General features: G+C 42.2%; 16 protein-coding genes. 9 read left to right on the top strand and 7 right to left on the bottom strand.

Annotated elements, in window-relative coordinates; all coding sequences use genetic code 11:
* Window positions 1-111: 111 nt before the first annotated feature.
* The 4 genes from rpsP to Q0541_RS13490 all read left to right on the top strand — a co-directional run bounded on the left by rpsP (window position 112) and on the right by Q0541_RS13490 (window position 2,439).
* The gene (gene rpsP / locus Q0541_RS13505; RefSeq protein WP_298911042.1) at window positions 112-372 is read left to right on the top strand and encodes a 30S ribosomal protein S16; all 261 of its coding nucleotides are present in this window, start codon (window positions 112-114) and stop codon (window positions 370-372) included.
* Window positions 335-769, top strand: a complete 435-nt coding sequence (locus Q0541_RS13500) for a KH domain-containing protein (RefSeq protein WP_298911039.1) — start codon at window positions 335-337, stop codon at window positions 767-769. The genes rpsP and Q0541_RS13500 overlap by 38 nt, the downstream gene beginning before the upstream one ends.
* A 274-nt stretch (window positions 770-1,043) precedes the next feature.
* Window positions 1,044-1,997: a PhoH family protein gene (locus tag Q0541_RS13495; RefSeq protein ID WP_298911036.1), complete on the top strand. Its 954-nt coding sequence runs from the start codon at window positions 1,044-1,046 to the stop codon at window positions 1,995-1,997.
* A 37-nt stretch (window positions 1,998-2,034) separates the two neighbouring features.
* Complete coding sequence (locus tag Q0541_RS13490; RefSeq protein WP_298911033.1) at window positions 2,035-2,439, top strand: ChuX/HutX family heme-like substrate-binding protein; 405 nt, start codon at window positions 2,035-2,037, stop codon at window positions 2,437-2,439.
* 5 nt (window positions 2,440-2,444) lie between these two features.
* Here the strand turns inward: Q0541_RS13490 and Q0541_RS13485 are convergent, their stop codons facing one another.
* Window positions 2,445-2,783, bottom strand: coding sequence for a carbon dioxide-concentrating mechanism protein CcmK (locus Q0541_RS13485; RefSeq protein ID WP_298911031.1), 339 nt, complete (start codon window positions 2,781-2,783; stop codon window positions 2,445-2,447).
* Between the two features lie 304 nt (window positions 2,784-3,087).
* Here Q0541_RS13485 and Q0541_RS13480 point away from each other — a divergent pair, with 304 nt between their 5' ends.
* Window positions 3,088-3,909, top strand: coding sequence for a DUF6816 family protein (locus Q0541_RS13480; RefSeq protein WP_298911028.1), 822 nt, complete (start codon window positions 3,088-3,090; stop codon window positions 3,907-3,909).
* 68 nt (window positions 3,910-3,977) lie between these two features.
* A complete protein-coding gene (locus tag Q0541_RS13475) occupies window positions 3,978-5,798 on the top strand; it encodes an ABC transporter ATP-binding protein (RefSeq protein ID WP_298911025.1) in 1,821 nt (606 codons plus the stop codon).
* A gap of 239 nt (window positions 5,799-6,037) precedes the next feature.
* Here the strand turns inward: Q0541_RS13475 and Q0541_RS13470 are convergent, their stop codons facing one another.
* Window positions 6,038-6,769, bottom strand: coding sequence for a succinylglutamate desuccinylase/aspartoacylase family protein (locus tag Q0541_RS13470; RefSeq protein ID WP_298911024.1), 732 nt, complete (start codon window positions 6,767-6,769; stop codon window positions 6,038-6,040).
* 218 nt (window positions 6,770-6,987) lie between these two features.
* Between Q0541_RS13470 and Q0541_RS13465 the strand changes: the two genes are divergently transcribed.
* Window positions 6,988-7,197, top strand: coding sequence for a hypothetical protein (locus Q0541_RS13465; protein WP_298911022.1), 210 nt, complete (start codon window positions 6,988-6,990; stop codon window positions 7,195-7,197).
* Window positions 7,198-7,786: 589 nt separating this feature from the next.
* Here Q0541_RS13465 and Q0541_RS13460 read toward each other — a convergent pair.
* Together Q0541_RS13460 and Q0541_RS13455 are read right to left on the bottom strand one after the other, a co-directional pair.
* Window positions 7,787-8,695 carry a hypothetical protein gene (locus tag Q0541_RS13460; protein ID WP_298911020.1) on the bottom strand — a complete coding sequence of 303 codons (909 nt, stop codon included), beginning with the start codon at window positions 8,693-8,695 and terminating at the stop codon, window positions 7,787-7,789.
* A 417-nt stretch (window positions 8,696-9,112) separates the two neighbouring features.
* Entirely contained in the window at window positions 9,113-9,823 is a 711-nt protein-coding gene (locus Q0541_RS13455; RefSeq protein ID WP_298911018.1) for a Uma2 family endonuclease, read from the bottom strand.
* 263 nt (window positions 9,824-10,086) lie between these two features.
* Here Q0541_RS13455 and Q0541_RS13450 point away from each other — a divergent pair, with 263 nt between their 5' ends.
* On the top strand, window positions 10,087-12,198 hold the full coding sequence (locus tag Q0541_RS13450) for a M3 family metallopeptidase (protein ID WP_298911016.1): 2,112 nt from the start codon (window positions 10,087-10,089) through the stop codon (window positions 12,196-12,198).
* A 445-nt stretch (window positions 12,199-12,643) separates the two neighbouring features.
* On the opposite strand, the gene Q0541_RS13445 is transcribed toward Q0541_RS13450, so the two are convergent.
* The 3 genes from Q0541_RS13445 to uvsE all read right to left on the bottom strand — a co-directional run bounded on the left by Q0541_RS13445 (window position 12,644) and on the right by uvsE (window position 15,422).
* A complete protein-coding gene (locus tag Q0541_RS13445) occupies window positions 12,644-13,099 on the bottom strand; it encodes a pentapeptide repeat-containing protein (RefSeq protein WP_273766479.1) in 456 nt (151 codons plus the stop codon).
* 291 nt (window positions 13,100-13,390) lie between these two features.
* On the bottom strand, window positions 13,391-14,254 hold the full coding sequence (locus Q0541_RS13440; protein WP_298911014.1) for an alpha/beta hydrolase: 864 nt from the start codon (window positions 14,252-14,254) through the stop codon (window positions 13,391-13,393).
* Window positions 14,255-14,465: 211 nt separating this feature from the next.
* Entirely contained in the window at window positions 14,466-15,422 is a 957-nt protein-coding gene (gene uvsE / locus Q0541_RS13435; protein WP_298911011.1) for a UV DNA damage repair endonuclease UvsE, read from the bottom strand.
* A gap of 374 nt (window positions 15,423-15,796) precedes the next feature.
* Here uvsE and Q0541_RS13430 point away from each other — a divergent pair, with 374 nt between their 5' ends.
* On the top strand, window positions 15,797-16,951 hold the full coding sequence (locus Q0541_RS13430) for a family 10 glycosylhydrolase (protein ID WP_298911009.1): 1,155 nt from the start codon (window positions 15,797-15,799) through the stop codon (window positions 16,949-16,951).
* Window positions 16,952-16,958: the final 7 nt, after the last annotated feature.

Below are 16,958 nucleotides of genomic sequence, written 5' to 3'. Positions count from 1 at the left end.
ACACAGGAAGCTGACCCTCAATTTCTCGGCAGCAGCCAGATTTAGGTTACTTCCTCAGCAACTAGTTACTAACTAATATCTAACAACCAACAGGAGAATGATTCTTCAACCATGATCAAACTGCGCTTGAAGCGATACGGTAAAAAGCGGGAAGCAAGTTACCGCATTATCGCCATTAACAGCCTCACTCGCCGTGATGGCCGTCCCCTAGAAGAGTTGGGATTCTACAACCCCAGAACCGATGAAGTGCGACTAGACGTTCCCGGCATCGTCAAGCGACTACAACAAGGCGCTCAACCCACTGACACCGTCCGTCGCATTTTAGTAAAAGCCAATGTTTTTGAACAGGTCAGTGCCACAGCCGCATCATAATTCCGGAACAATATCCCCAACAGCTAGTCCCAACTATCTTGGGCTGGTTCAGTTTTTGGTGGAGCCGTTTTTAGAATCTCTAGAGACTTTAAGCGTCGATTGTGAAATTTCTCAAACCCTCAATCGGGTTTGGGTTCGCATCGCCTTTGATAGCACAGATAAAGGAAAAGTGTTTGGTCGAGGGGGACGTAATATTCAGGCGATTCGTACAGTAATTGCCGCAGCAGCTGCTACTGCTGGGCAATCAGTATATCTGGATATCTACGGCAGCACCACGCCGGGCCGCGAGGGTATGTCTTTTGAAGAAGACACAGAAGAGCGATCGCCACCGCCGACTAGGAGAGAACCGCGGGCAAATGATGGGCCTAAACCCATTGTTAAACCCCGTCTCCGTTAGGTTAAAACTACAGAGCAAGTCTGAGCGGTTGTGATCACCTCCGCTCAGAATTTTTGTAAAGATGGAAAGTAGCAAAAAGATTTTTGGATCTTTTTTTGAACTCTTCACCAGTACCATACTGCTGATAGTAGGGGCGTACAGTTGTACGCCCCTACAGCCGATTCATTTGTTGCCAAGATTTTTCAAAAATGTAAGTAATAAAAGCGTAATTTCGCCGTTAGCAAGAAAATATTAACCTTTGTCAAATACAGATCCTCACCAATTAAGAAATACTATGGCAGGTGCCTTAACAATTCAGCTGCCGAATATTCCCAGTGTGATCGCTCTTGCAGGAGAAGGAGAAGAAAATCTCAAAACCCTATCTCAGCAAACAGGAGCCAGTTTAGTGCTACGCGGACAGGAATTACTGATTTGTGGTACCCAAGGGCAAATTGATCTGGCTTCTCGATTAGTGCGATCGCTTGAAGACCTCTGGATTAAAGGCAATACTATCTCCAGTGCCGATATTTCAACAGCCCGTCAAGCCATAGATAGCGATCGTCAAGGGGAACTGCAAGATTTACAGCGAGATGTTCTTGCTAAAACTCGTCGGGGTGAAGAAGTCCGTGCTAAAACCTTTCGCCAACGTCAATATATCGACGCACTCCGTAGGCGTGACCTCACCTTTGGGATTGGGCCTGCTGGTACCGGCAAGACTTATCTCGCCGTTGTTGTCGCTGTGCAAGCACTCCTTGCTAACCAGGTTGAAAAGCTAATTTTAACTCGTCCTGCCGTCGAAGCCGGTGAAAAACTTGGCTTTTTGCCTGGAGACTTGCAGCAGAAAGTTAATCCCTATCTTCGCCCACTTTACGATGCTATTTATGAATTCATCGACCCAGAAAAAGTACCCAGTTTAATGGAACGTGGTGTGATTGAAGTCGCACCACTCGCCTATATGCGGGGACGCACCCTGAATAACGCTTTTGTAATTGTGGATGAAGCTCAAAATACTACACCCGCTCAAATGAAAATGGTTTTGACTCGTTTGGGCTTCCGTTCTCGGATGGTGATTACAGGCGACATGACACAAACTGATTTACCACTTCATCAACAATCGGGTTTAGGAGTGGCTTTACAAGTTTTAAAACAGGTTGAAGGCATTGCCTTTTGCGAATTTTCCCAAAAAGATGTCGTGCGCCATCCTCTAGTTCAGCGCATTGTCGCTGCTTATGAACAATACGAAAAATAGACATAGGGCATCAACAAATAACAAAGGATAACAATTTATGAGTACTACTTTGAAAGAATTTTTAGCAGCTTGTGAGACTCTTGGAACATTGCGTCTAATTGTCACTAGCAGCGCTGCTGTATTAGAAGCAAGGGGTAAGCTAGAAAAGTTATTTTATGCAGAATTACCAAAGGGTAAGTATGCGAATATGCACACCGAAGGCTTTGAGTTTCACTTGAATATGGACAAAATTACTCAAGTGAAATTTGAAACAGGTGAAGCGAAAAGGGGTAATTTTACAACCTATGCCATTCGGTTTTTAGATGAGAAACAGGAGCCTGCTTTAAGCCTATTTTTGCAATGGGGTAAACCGGGAGAATATGAATCAGGTCAGGTAGAAACTTGGCAAGCTTTACGGGAGCAATATGGAGATATTTGGCAACCTTTACCAGCAGAAATTTAATCCGGCTAAACTGATAGGGGTAGAGGAAATCGGATATCTGCACTAAACTGCTCCACATTAACGCTGCGATGAATCGGTAAAACATATTCTAAATTTTCGTGGGGGCGAGGAATAATATGATAAGAAAGCACCTCGCCGCCGTTAACTCGCAGAACCGCCTTTAGTGCTGCTGTCACCGCCACATTTACCTCGCCTACAACCCCCCGAATTAACACGGTAATTCGCCCCAAATCAGTATTTTCATAACCAACAAGGGTGATCCGGGCAGCTTTACACATGGCATCTCCCGCTTCTACTGCTGTGGGAACGCCATAAACTTCAATCATACCTAATGCCAATGTCATACTGTTACCATAATTTGGGATTGTGCGGTTAAGTATCTTTAACTATGTTGGCTTTTTGTGATGGTAAATTAGTGACTAAACGATATTCTGTGGGTGAATAGCTAGCAGGATGATACACAAGAGCTGAAGTGCATTATTATCTCATAGATTAAGTAAATTGGCGCAAATAAACTGAACTATGCAAAAAAAGTAAAACTCTGTGATTAGTTTTTAGTCAGGGCTTGAGCGTTAAACCACTTAGTACAAACTTTTAATTTTTTACAAAAACTTACTTAATTTTTAATCGATAAATACAAAACTGCTAATGCGGACAATGAAGGTAATTTGGAGTTTTTGCTTGCTAGTTTTTTTGCTATTGTGGAGTGGCGAAGCTCTTGCAGGAGAGTTATCTCAACGGTTAGCAAATTTTCCCCAATGGGAAAAATTAACTTCAGTCCAACCAGCTTCGGGTGATTTGGTTTACCCTAAATGGATGGCTGGTTCTTGGCAAGTTACGAGTACGTTGGTAGATTTAGTTGCGCCTTTAGCACCAGATATCCTAACACCAGGGTTTGAAGGTAATCGCCGACAATTAAATCAGCCTGTAAGTTTTGTAGTAAGATTTGTGAAAGAGCAACCACATTTTTCTGGGTTAAAAATATTTCCTCAGACAGATTACAAATCCCCAATTTTAATCGCAGATAGAGCGTTTAATAGCTTGAATTTGGCACGGGCTTATTTAGGGGATGAAGCAGTGTTATTAGTTAAAGTAGATCCAGATTCAGCTAATCGTCAGATTACATTTTTGCGTAACAGTCACCAACTAGTTTCCATTGTGACTGCACGGGCCACAGAAACTGCCCCTAATGGCAAGTTCATCACTACAGAAGTGTTTCAACAACTATTTAAAGGCGGTTCACGCCCCTATTTCAACTCTGTAGAATCTACCACCGCTTATCATAAACTACCAACAGCTAATCTGGCGATTGAGGCAGATCAAGTTACTGCTGTCTATCTTTCACCCCAAGATCCAGATTACTTTAAAGCTGGTTTTCGACCTGTTGCCCTCTATCGCTATCGCCTAAAATTTGTCCCAGCGCAAATGTCTACTACTTCAAAGGAGTCATTTAAACCTATTAGCCCTTGACTTGTTTGTATTACAACTGTAGTATATAAAATTCCAAGTTTACGATCGCGCTCTTGGACGGTGTGCACATGGCCAAATTTCAAGATATTGTCAATTACTTTCGCTCTGACTGGAAGCTAGGTCTTTTCAGTGTTGCGACATCCGGCATTTACGAAATCATTGATTTGGTTGTCCCTTATGCGATCGGACAGATTTTAAACATTTTGTCTGGTCAACCTTTGGATAAACCACTTGAAAGTGCGATCGCAATTGTTTCAGACATCACCAATTACCCTGTTAATAAACTTCTATCTTTGGGTGTATTACTGGGTTTAATTTTCGTTGTCACCGTAGTGAAAGCGCCAACACAGCCCTGGTTGACTGTTTGGTTTCACTGGGATATAACTTTTAGGTCGCGTCGAAAGAAAACCGAAGCAGCCATCGCCAAAATTCTTACTCTCCCACTGGAATTTTATGACGAAAATAACCCCGGACGCATCGCCGGAAGAATAGCTAGAGGTGTTGAGAACCACACTTGGGCGTATCCCGAAATCGCTGGCCAGTTAATTCCTAAACTGGTTCGTGGACTGGGAATTTTTGTGTTTATTTTGGTGATTGAGTGGCGGATTGCGATTTTATATCTAATTTCCTTTGTAATTATTCTCAGCTTCAGCTTGAAGGATTTACAGCAATTGATTAGCTACGAAAGTCGTCTGAATAAATATGCAGAGAATACCGAAAGCCGCAATTCTGAACTGATCACCAATATCAAAACAGTGAAAGCATTTGCTACAGAAGCTAGGGAACTGAAACGGCAAAAGCAACGTTTAGATCGTGAATTAATGATCATTGATTATCGCATCCACAAAGGTTATGTGAAACTGGCTACTTGGCAAAGAACCATAATTCAGTTATGCGTGTTTACTATCCTGAGTTTGACTTTAGCAGCAACAATAGATGGGAGAATTTCTCTTGGTCACTTTGTCATGACTTTAACTCTTTCCAGCATGGCATATGCCGAATTAGAACCTATTACTAACTTGGCAGAAGTTTTCGCCCGTCGTTACTCTTCCATGCTGCGGTTTCACGAATTTCTCCAAGAGCCAACTGCATCTGATTCAGATAGTCTTTTAGAAGAGAGCAAGCAGGCAGAATCACCTTATAAATTTACTGGGAAAGTTGAGTTGTCGCACGTCAGTTTTGGATATGATGCTAACCGTCAAGTTTTGCAAGATATTAACTTGTTGATTGAGCCATACCAAACAGTGGCATTAGTGGGGCGTTCCGGCTCTGGGAAGTCTACTTTAGTGAAATTGTTGTTGCGATATTTTGAATCTCAAGAAGGTCAAATTCTGATTGATGGTCAAGATATTCGCACTTTGGATGTGGGTAAATATAGACGGAGATTAGCGATCGTTCACCAAGAAGTAGACGTTTTTAACGGTACTATATTGGATAATCTCACCTACGGTAGACCAGATGCCAGCTTGGAGCAGGTTCAGGAAGCCTGTAGAATTGCCAGAGTCGATGAAGTAGTGCAGCACTTACCCCAAGGTTATTACACCATCGTAGGAGAACGAGGTGTCAGGTTATCTGGAGGACAAAGACAACGCTTGGGAATTGCCAGGGCGTTGCTAGTGGAACCAGACGTCCTAGTTTTTGACGAAGCCACCTCTAGCTTAGATTATGAGTCTGAGCGTTCGATTCAGCTAGCAATGCGATCGATTCAGGGCACTTGTACCACCATCGTGATTGCCCATCGTCTAAGCACAGTGCGAGAAGCAGATAAAATTGTGGTTCTGGAGCAAGGAAAGATTGTAGAAGTGGGTAGCCACAATGAACTGTTGCGTCACGAGGGTATTTACCGCCGCTTGCACTCCCTGCAAGAAACAGGAGAACTGCTGAGTTAACCCAGCTGTTTATCTTCGGGTGTCATTGGCTTGTCTGTACTTCTTTGACATTATTAATTCTCTCGAATTGCGGTGTTCATGTATAGCCCCTTTTATTCGCGATGAAAACTCGCGAATAATTTTTGATTCTCCCCGTCTTTTTGCCAAATTGGGATGCTCCCTGAAAATAAGGTAGACGGCAGAAGTCAAAAGGAATAAGGATTTTCATCCGTCGTGCTGAACTGAAAGTTCATGACCCGCTAAACTACAGACATCTGTTTCTTCTGAAGAAGTATGCAATAGACTCCCTGGTATACCTCAGTACCAATAAAAATTGGGTATACATTATCTTCGTAGATACCCAATATTTCTCGCTCTTCTTCTGTCAGTTTTTGATAGTTTTTTAAATTCAATTTGGACTCAAATTCCTTTCCTACACTACCTAAAATACGATAGTAATTGTGGTCTATGTTTACCACTCGTTTAGCTAAAAGGTTTTGAATATCTTTTTCTACCCTTTGGCAAGCATCTTGAAAATCATACAAGCGACCATACTCTACAGCTATACTATTTTTCACATGCCCCAACAGTGTACCATCGTAGTAACTATCTCCTTTATCTAAAGTAACTATGTGCTTAATGTTAAAGAATTGACAGATTTCGTAGAATTCAGGTGTTAAATCATGAACTAAAATAGTGTCATCCATATCGTTAGAAGTCTGATGCCAGTCGATTATTAAGTCAAACTGAGATAGAACTTTGCTAAGTTGGTAAGCACGTCTCTCTTCATAATTACCATCTAATCTTCCTGGAAAAGAGCGATTCAAATCAGTATCAATGAACCGTTGGTTTAGGTACATAGCCTCTGGATTTGCAATTATTGACTTACAGATGAAGTATTCATTTTTTCCCAACGGATAATGATCGAAAATATATTTTCCTATATATTCATTGCCATGAATACAGCCACAGAATAAAAGTTTAATAGACATACAACATTGTACTTCGATTATGCAACTTTAAAGTTTGTACCCCATAACATAGACTTTTTTGATGACAAAATTTTGTGTCTGTCAGTGAGTAGATAGGATTTTGCTATTATTATAAGTGAAATGAGTAGTCGTGCAGAAAAACACAAGGGGTGCATCTCAGTTTTGCAAGGTAAGCGTAATGAGAGAAGATAAAAAATCTCTAGCTAAGGCAACACCGGATGACTCCAGAACAAGAAGCAGCTATAAAATCGCATGTGCAAGCGATTGCGAAGATATTATATGAGGATACGCCTACCGAACAACTACAGACACTCGAAGGAATTGAGACAGCAGTTCGCACGCACCTGTTGGAACAAGTGGGACCAAAACTTACCCTTTTTTTATCGAAAGCCGTACAGGCACAAGTAAAGGGTGTAAACGGCGACTGAAAAGCTGTGTTGGGAACTTTCAGATTAGTGATCGCCAAGCTCAGATCCTCAAAGTCAAAAAACAAACACAATTAAGTCCCCTATTGGAGAAATGCTGTTAGATATTCTTAGTCTCGGTCTTTTTTTGTGACTTTTTTACCCGTTCTCCATCTATTGTAGCGTAGGCGTAAAGCCTGCGGCATAGCTACGCTTAGGGCGTAGCCTCTCCAAGAGTTGTCCGCCGCAAGCATCGCACTTCACCTGCCCAGTTAAGCAAATTCCTATCTAGTGGGCTTTTTGGGCTTTTCTATCCGTCGAATTCACGTTAAGTTAAGGGACTTGCAAATAGCGTTAAAGAACTGCTGAAAATCCAGCAACAAAATAAGATGCCAGGAGTTCAATTTCGCACCTATTCTACGGCACAATTAATATTACCAAGTGGGGAATTTGCTCCCATTCCCCAACGAAAGCGTTAGCTAGAATCGAAGCGGCGACATATTTAAATTCGTTTTACGCGCTTAGGTGAAGTGCGAAAAGTAAATAAAATAAATAATCCATTTACCACTGCTAAAATACTAATCAGTACTCGAAGTCTTCTAATAAGAAAAAACTAAGATTTACTCTTATCGGCTTCTTTCTGCGCCGCCTCACTGTATTTCTTATATAGTTGAGTACGAATCTTAGCTTCCTGATAACGGCTGTGGTTTTGTGGCACCGTGCCCATTAAATCTGAAGCCCGTTGCCATTTAGCAGCAATCTCTAACCACTGAGTTGAGGTTGTGGCTGTTTTACCAGATGCAGAAGCTTGGTTGGCAATTCGCACAGATATTGCAAATGGGTCATCAGATGGCTGAGAAAGGCTATTGTTAGGAGCACGGGATGGTGTCTGAGCTTTATTATCGTTAATATTTTCTGTAGTTAAAGATTTGGAAGTTTCTAGTTGCATTAGGTTTTTCAGTTTATTACCTAACTGGGCATAAACAACCCAACCAAGCAACAAAAGTGAGCATAAACCAGCCGCTGCTAATATCTTTTTTTTCGGTTTATTTTCGTGTTTTTCTTTGTTGATAAGTACTAAAGGACGAGAGACTGGAGCTTTAGGAAAATTTGGTTTTCCTAGTTCAGCTTGAGCTTCTGTGAAATCTTTAATTAGTTGCTTTAGAATATTGGGCTGAATTAATGTAATTTCCTGTGACCAAAGCAATTGGTTTTCGCGATCGCTATCTATTTCCTTTAACCAAAGTAATTGTTGTTCCCGAACAATCCGACTGTTAATATTGACCAGGCGAATGTGACGCGGGGCGATGGACTCAAGAATTTGCTGGATTTGTTCTACTAGGGGAGATTGCTCAAGTTGCTCTACCCTAGCCGCCTCGCACAGAAGTTGTAAGACACCATTAGAAAAAATGGCTCTAGTTCTGACACCAGACTTGGCTAGCTTTTCGTTCAATAGCTGAATAATCGCAGCAACGCTACCTTGGTGAGCCTGCCAAACGATATCATTTATCCGATCTACCATCTGAAATTTAATGATAGATCTTCCACCGTGACTGATTAATGTACTCATTAATTTAGGGACTCTTTTCTACTGACCTTGATCTTGTCTTCGATTTTACGAGTAAAAAGATGAGTTGCCAAATAAAATCATAAAAATAGAGCCTCCCTTCTGGGTTCGGCAAGGACGGTTGATCACGCTAAGTTAATTGGACATCACGCCTTGAAAGCGTGGGATTCTTGGGCTGAAACTGTGCTTTTAGGGTAACGCCCATGCTGGCGGATGAGCTACCTGTTTGACATAATACGTTATGATCTCTTTTAGCGATCGCCTTTGGTTAGGTTGAGGTCGGTGAATGGACTCTGCGATCATGCGAGGCACCCGCTAAGAGCGATCGTAAATCTATAGCTAAATAGTATCAGGGTCAACACCAAGCGATGTCTAACGACAAGCCGCTTCTCTACGAGAGGCTGCGCCAACGCGTCTACGTAAGTGTTCCTTCAACCTTTCCACCTGCGACTCTGCTTGTCTTGCTTGCTCTTGGGCTTGTTCCCTCGCCAATCTTTCCTGTTTCAGCGCCTCTGCTAACTCCTCTGGAATCAGCAACTTTTCCCCAGTGTCTTCTCGATAAAAACCAATCAATTGTCCCTCTATTTGCAAACGCAGCTGCAAAGGTTCACATCGACTATCTGTAATTGGCTCATACACCTCGCCTTGCAGCCGATACCCTTGCAATTGCTCCTTAATCCACTCTCCCTTAGGGTCAAATAACCAGTATTCCAGTACCCCTAACTGCTCATACAGCGTCTTCTTGAAACCCGTGTCCTGGTTTTTAGTCCCCTCCGAGGTCATTTCAAAGATTACTACAGGCACTTGTCCCTCTTCCCATACTTTGTAATTATCCCTACCTCCAGGAGCGATATTAAAAATCACCATTACATCTGGAGCTACGCGTAACTTTGGAAAACCCTGAGCATAGTAGAGAAACTGGTTACTCAAAACCGTTGCTTGCCTACCCAGCAAATATTGCCTCAATACTTCTAAAGTTGCTAGTAGAGCATATAAGTGAACATAACTTTCTGCCAAAGGTTCACCATCCGAGCTTGGGTAAAAAACTTCTGTTGGTTGAGAACTGGGTAAGAGGCTAGTCATAATTAGCCAACTGGTTGAGAAGATGAGTGCATGATTATATTATCTCAGAGACTTTCGCTGATATTTCTGGAACTGTTGCCTGTCAGGTATCGTTGACAAACCAAACAAAATAGCTGTATCAAGATAATTTTCTGAGTAACTCTCGTTTTTTTTGCTATATTGCCAGAATGACAAGACTATTTAGCACAGCGATCGCTACATTAGAAGATATATAAATAAAAATCATTGTTGATTTTTATTACATCCGCAGTTCACACAAAACCATGAGTGCAAGTACTATTATTTCCGACAATCCCCTACTCCAAGGCGTTGGTTTACCTCCCTTTGCAGAGATTAAACCAGAACGAGTAGTACCAGCCTTCAATCAGTTGCTGGCAGAACTTAACCAACAGCTTGCCGCCTTAGAGGCTAATGTAGAGCCTACTTGGAGTGGTTTAGTAGAACCCTTAGAAAAGCTGACTGAACAGCTTACCTGGAGTTGGGGGGTGGTGAATCATTTAATGGGTGTTAAAAATAGCCCGGAACTGCGCGAAGCTCATGAAATCGTACAGCCACTAGTTGTACAGTTTATCAACAAGCTCGGTCAAAGCCAACCCATCTACAATGCTTTTAAGGCACTCCGTACCAGTGATAGTTGGGCAACTTTAGAATTAGCCCAACAGCGCATTGTAGAAGCCGCGATTCGAGATGCTGAACTTTCTGGTGTTGGCTTAGAAGGAGAGGCAAGAGAACGTTTCAACGCCATACAGATGGAGTTAGCAGAACTTTCTACCAAATTCTCTAACCACGTACTTGATGCCACTAAAGCCTTCAGCCTAACCCTAACAACACAAGCGGAAATTGACGGTTTACCACCAAGCTTAGTAAGTTTAGCAGCCCAAGGTGCTCGTGCAGCTGGCGAAAGCAACGCCACACTTGAAAATGGCCCCTGGCGGATTACTTTAGACTTCCCCAGCTACGGCCCTTTCATGCAGCACAGCACCCGTCGAGATTTGCGCCAAAAGCTCTACAAAGCCTATATTACCCGCGCTTCTGGTGGCAATTTAGATAACAACCCCTTAATTGAGCGCATTTTGAAGTTGCGCCAAGAACTCGCAGATATACTAGGCTTTAAAAGTTTTGCTCAATTAAGCCTGGCTAGTAAAATGGCTCCCAACGTTGAGGCAGTCAACGCCCTGTTAGAAGAACTACGCCGCGCTAGTTATGATGCTGCTGTCAAAGACTTGGCAGAACTCAAAGCTTTTGCAGCGGCACAGGGAGCAGCAGAAGCTACGGATTTAAAACACTGGGATATCAGCTTTTGGGCAGAACGCCAACGAGAAGCAAAATTTGCCTTTACCGCTGAAGAATTGCGTCCCTACTTCCCCCTTCCCCAAGTGTTAGACGGCTTATTTGGACTAGTCAAGCGGCTGTTTGGCGTCACTGTCACCTCTGCCGATGGTCAAGCGCCAGTATGGCATGAGGATGTCCGTTATTTCCAAATTGCTGATGAAACTGGTTCTCCCATAGCCTACTTCTACTTAGACCCCTACAGCCGTCCAGCAGAGAAACGCGGTGGTGCTTGGATGGATGTGTGCATCAATCGGGGCAAAATCACTGAAAATGGTATCACTACCATCCGCTTACCTGTAGCTTATTTGGTGTGTAATCAAAGTCCTCCCGTAGATGGTAAACCTAGTTTGATGACTTTCTATGAAGTAGAGACTTTGTTCCACGAGTTTGGTCATGGATTGCACCATCTGCTCACTAAGGTTGACTATCCTGGAGCCGCAGGCATCAATAACGTGGAGTGGGATGCAGTGGAACTACCTAGTCAGTTTATGGAAAACTGGTGTTATGAGCGACCCACTTTGTTTGGAATGGCAAAGCATTATGAAACTGGTGAAGCCCTACCGGAGCATTACTATCAAAAGCTGCTAGCGGCGCGTAATTATATGAGTGGTACTGCCATGTTGCGGCAGATCCACCTGAGCAGTCTTGATTTAGAATTACACTACCGTTATCGCCCTGGTAGTAATGAAACTCCGTCAGATGTGCGTCATCGCATAGCTAAGACTACTATGGTTTTACCACCACTTCCAGAAGATTCAATTTTATGTGCTTTTGGACATATTTTTGAGGGTGGTTATGCAGCAGGCTACTACAGCTATAAGTGGGCCGAGGTATTAAGTGCTGATGCTTTTGCCGCTTTTGAAGAAGCTGGGCTAGAAGATGAAGAAGCTATAAAAGCTACAGGTCAACGTTATCGGGATACGGTGCTGGCACTCGGTGGTGGTCAGCATCCAATGGAGGTGTTTAAAACTTTCCGAGGTCGTGAACCAAGTACGATCGCTTTGCTCAGGCACAATGGTTTAGTTAGTGCTGCTGTAAACTAAACACACCTCTGTAGGGACGTTGCATTGCAACGTCTCTACTGGCATCAAATCTTTGCAAACAATCCTTAGCTGGACATGGTTTGCCAACCTGGTAGACCTTATGGCGGGGTTGGTTGAGATTACAGGATATGTGTTGGGCTGCTGATTTGATTACACAACCACTTTATAAAGATGTTGGTAATCACAAGGCGTTAAAAAGGCTTGCTCTAGTTCCTTCTTTTTAAGGAGGGTTAGGGAGGATCATTTTTGCGTGGATATCGGCTCAATCTTAATAAGAAACCCCTCTGCTTTCGTCATAGTAAAGTGATTACAAGGCAGAAGGGTTAATTTTTTATTTTTGTATAGGCAGATTTTAAGGATAATGCTGGCAAAAAACCAGTTTCTCTGATTTAAAACCCGCAAAAACCTATGTTCTGTTTATTTTAACCTGCCTACTCAGTTGGGCCTATTTCCAATCGGGAATCTCGGCATCTTCTCCACCAATCCCGATTCCAGTGTTAAATATTTCGGCATCAGTGAGATTGAGATCATTCATTGATGCTTTATACACATTAGAATCGTGAATCGTCGCGCGAGTAAAATTTACTCCGTTGAGATTGGTTTGCTTCAAATTCACATTGGTTACGTAAGCTGATGTTAAGTTAGCACCTGCTAAGTTTGCACCAGTTAAGTCAGCACCTTCGAGGTTAGCCCCTACAAGGTTAGCTCCTTGCAGCTTTGAGCCTCTCAAGTCAGCACCAATTAAATGAGCGCCACTGAGGTTAGCTCCCGATAGATTACACTGGACACATTCCCCAGTTGAAAGCAGTTTTTGTAAGTCCTGCGGATTCTCGGCTCTAACCGAGCTAGCGAAAAATAGGGGAGTTGCTAAGGCCATGGCCGCTAATAGCTGGAGTTTCATAATTTTCCCCCTTTAATAATCAAGTTGCGTCCGTTCTGTCCCTCACAACTCTATTATCTCACTAAACTTTGTGAGGTCAATCTATGCCTTCACAAGTTGGTTGTGATATGAAACAGGGATAAAAGTGAGATCACAAATGCCATTAATTCTGATTTTTGGCGATTTTTACTCGATAAACCCTAAAAAACTGCCAGTGTTAAATCACTGTTAAATCTTTTTAAAAGCTTGCACTACTCGCCATAATTTGGCTAATTTGATAAGTATTTATACTTTTTAGCAAATACTATTAGCTTAAGTCCTCAAAAATTCTCGCATATACTGATTAACCAATTCAGGTTGTTCTTGCTGCACCCAATGGCCACAATTGGGAATGTACTTGATTTGAAAGTCCCTGACATAGGTTGCGGTGTCGTAGGTTAATTCCTTGCCGAGTGCAGTATCATTTTCTCCCCAAATCATCAGTGTTGGCACTTCTAGAACGCCCCAATTTGGATTTAGCATTCTCTGTTGAAAAATATTGCGGTAGTAGTTCAACATTGCTGTGAGGGCACCGCGTTTTGCAGCAGCATCTTTATAAGCGTCAATATCCGCTTTGGTGAAAGCACTCTTGTTAACTGCTGTACCTTTAAAAGCTGTTTCGATAGCTTGGTAGTCTGAAGATTGTAAAAGTAATTCTGGTAACCACGGTAGTTGAAAGATAAACATGTAGTAACTACGCAGCAACTGTTGGGGAGTGCGTAAGCCTTGGGCAAATTTGGCAGGATGAGGCAGGTTAAGGATAATTAATTGTTCTACCATTTCCGGGTGAGCATAGACAAAATTCCAAGCGATCGCACCACCCCAATCATGTCCAACTAATACACATTTTTGGTATCCTAATGCTTTAATTACTCCTTCAACATCTTGGATAAATTCATGCATTACATAAGCTGATTGCTCTGTTGGTTTATCACTATCGTTGTAGCCACGTAAGTCAAGGGCGACGACTTTAAAATCTTGGGCAAATTCTGGTATTTGATGCCGCCAAGAGTACCAAAACTCAGGAAAACCATGCAACATCAACATCAAGGGGCCTTCCCCTTGGGTAACGTAGTGTAGTTTCACCCCATTAGTAGTTATATAATCATGTTTCCAATAACTTTCTATTAAAGACATAATTAATCAAATATCAACATTATCAAATACTAAATAATCATACTGCACTTAATAAGTGTAATATTATTTTGAGCAAACTCACATCTATTGAAAGACAGTATTACGATAGTGATGTACAGTAACAAACCCTATGAAACCTTACGCACTACATTTATAGTGTTGCATGGATAACCCCTACAGACTTTCGTCAGCTAAAAACTTTGGTGTTAATTTAGATACAATTATTTTTCCTCAGCCACCAAGAGCGCAAATATGCGATCGCTTTTTCTTTTTGTTTGGCTTCGACTTCGATCCACGGTGCTTGGTGGTAGACGTTGGGCATATCGGTAATCAAGTCGCTGTGTTTTCTATCATTGAAAGCTTGTTCACCATTGGAAATATGGACTAATTGCCAATCTGGATTTGTCCAAGTTTCTTGCGCTGCATAAAACATGGATGCTACACTCGGATGATCATAGCTATCTAAATTTTCGTGGCAAATATGGTGATGGGCATCAAATACCATCGGCACGCCAGTTTGCTGACATACTGCTAAAATTTCATTGGCGCTATAGGCATATTCATCATTTTCTAGAGTCAAGCGGCTTTTGATATTTTCTGGTAGTGAAGAAATTACTTTTACTAGTTGTTCAGCACGTTGAGATTTGCCACCATGAATATTCATCAATGACCAAGCCGATCGCGATAAGCCCAATAAGTCAAGTGTACGGGAATGTCCTGCTAGATTATTGATACTTGCTTGTACCACTGAGGAAGAATCAGAACTCAACACTACAAATTGATCTGGATGCAATACCATTCTTATACTCAATGCATTTGCACGTTGACCGATTGTTGCTAAATCAGCGCTCATTGCCTCTAATATATTTGCACCGATTTCGTCTTCTAAGTCACTTAGAGCAAAGAAATTAGAAGACATCCGATACAGCTGAATTTGATTCTGCTGACAAAACGAGAGGGCGTCATGCAAGCGTTGTAAGTTATGCTGATACAGTTCACTCAGGGCGCTTTCACGTTCACTAAGAGAAAGTTTTAAGTAACGTGTGCGCGTCATTGTCCGAAAGCGCACTTGTTTGTCAGAGGTGATGCAAACTAGCCCTAAGTTGGGCAGTGTAGTTTTTTGACACTGCTGTGGATTCGGTAAATTTTGGAACTCGATTACAGTCATTAACTATATTTACTAACTGTTGTTTATTTTGAATATTTATTAATTTAAACAAATTCTGCCACTGACTTACGACTACCTAAAGAATGAACTCTTAAGTCACGGCACTCCACTAATTTCACTTCGGTAAATAAAGTCCAGTGCTATCATTGGGACAAGCATGGTTTTTGGGTATTGTGGCACTAGTGTTACTGCGCGGAAGTCAAAAGTCAAAAAGCTCGAATTTCGCGGCTTTGAGCGATTTGGAATGAGTAGTTTATTTTTGCCAATGTGTACTATGTTTGATTGCCTATGGGATTTACATAATAATACAGGCGCGTTATCGTCGGCTAATCAATGTTTAGATAGTGCAGCGCCGAAAATTTCAATTTATAGAAATGGCAATAATAGAAACACGTGGTATCTGGCTGACCACTACTGATAGTAAAGTTCTCAGGTCAAAACAACGCATTGCTGAGGCGATGGATTTACTTGCCGAGACAGGATTTAATGTGGTATTCCCCGTCGTTTGGAATAAGGCAGTAACTTTATATCCTAGTCAAACAATGCAGCAGACCTTTGGAGTCGAAATTGATCCTATGTCTGTAGGCCGCGACCCTTTAGAAGAACTGGTGGTTGAGGCGCGGCGAGTTGGGTTAAAAGTCATTCCTTGGTTTGAATACGGTTTTGCCAGTTCCTACAATTTGAATGGCGGTATACTTTTACAGAAAAAACCAGAATGGGCTGCGCGTGATTATAACGGTAACTTACTGAAGAAAAACGGCTTTGAGTGGTTGAATGCACTCGACCCACAGGTGCAGGAATTCTTCTTGAATTTGGTGCTGGAGGTTGTGAAAAATTACGATGTGGATGGTGTCCAAGGTGACGATCGCTTCCCAGCATTCCCCTCTGAAGGTGGCTATGAGCAACTAACTGTAGCACGTTATCGCCAGCAATTTGCTCACAATCCGCCACAGAACCCCAAGGATAGACAATGGTTACAGTGGCGTGCAGATATTCTCACTGATTTTTTGGCGCGTCTCTACCGGGAGGTGAAAGCAGTTAATCCTAACTTGCTAGTAGCGATCGCACCTAATATCTATGATTGGGCATTCCAGGAATATCTGCAAGACTCACCTACCTGGCTGAAGCGGGGAATAGTTGATATGATTCAGCCGCAGATTTATCGCCGTGACTTTAGGAGTTATCAGGCGATCGCTGATAAACTGGTAAACCAGCAGTTCACAGATGCGACGTTGCCGAAGTTAGCACCGGGGATTTTGATGAAGCTTGGCAGTTATTGTATTAGTCCCAAATATCTGGTGCAGGCAATTGAATACAATCGCCAACTTGGTATTCAAGGAGAGGTATTCTTTTTTTACGAAGGTTTGCGCGAGAACAATAATACTCTAGCTAAAGTTTTGCGAAATGGGCCTTATGCTAAGTCTGCATCATTTCCCACTCTGTTAGATTTGAGTAGGAGTGGTGTAGACAACAGCAGATCATCTTCAATTTGGCAAGGGGTGGAAAGGTTGTTAAAAAAGTTTTTTTAAGGGAAAA

The sequence above is a fragment of the uncultured Nostoc sp. genome (genome assembly GCF_937863485.1).
GTDB lineage: Bacteria > Cyanobacteriota > Cyanobacteriia > Cyanobacteriales > Nostocaceae > Nostoc.
The sequence above is the reverse complement of the archived record's forward strand: the minus strand, read 5'-3'. Positions and strand labels throughout refer to the sequence as shown.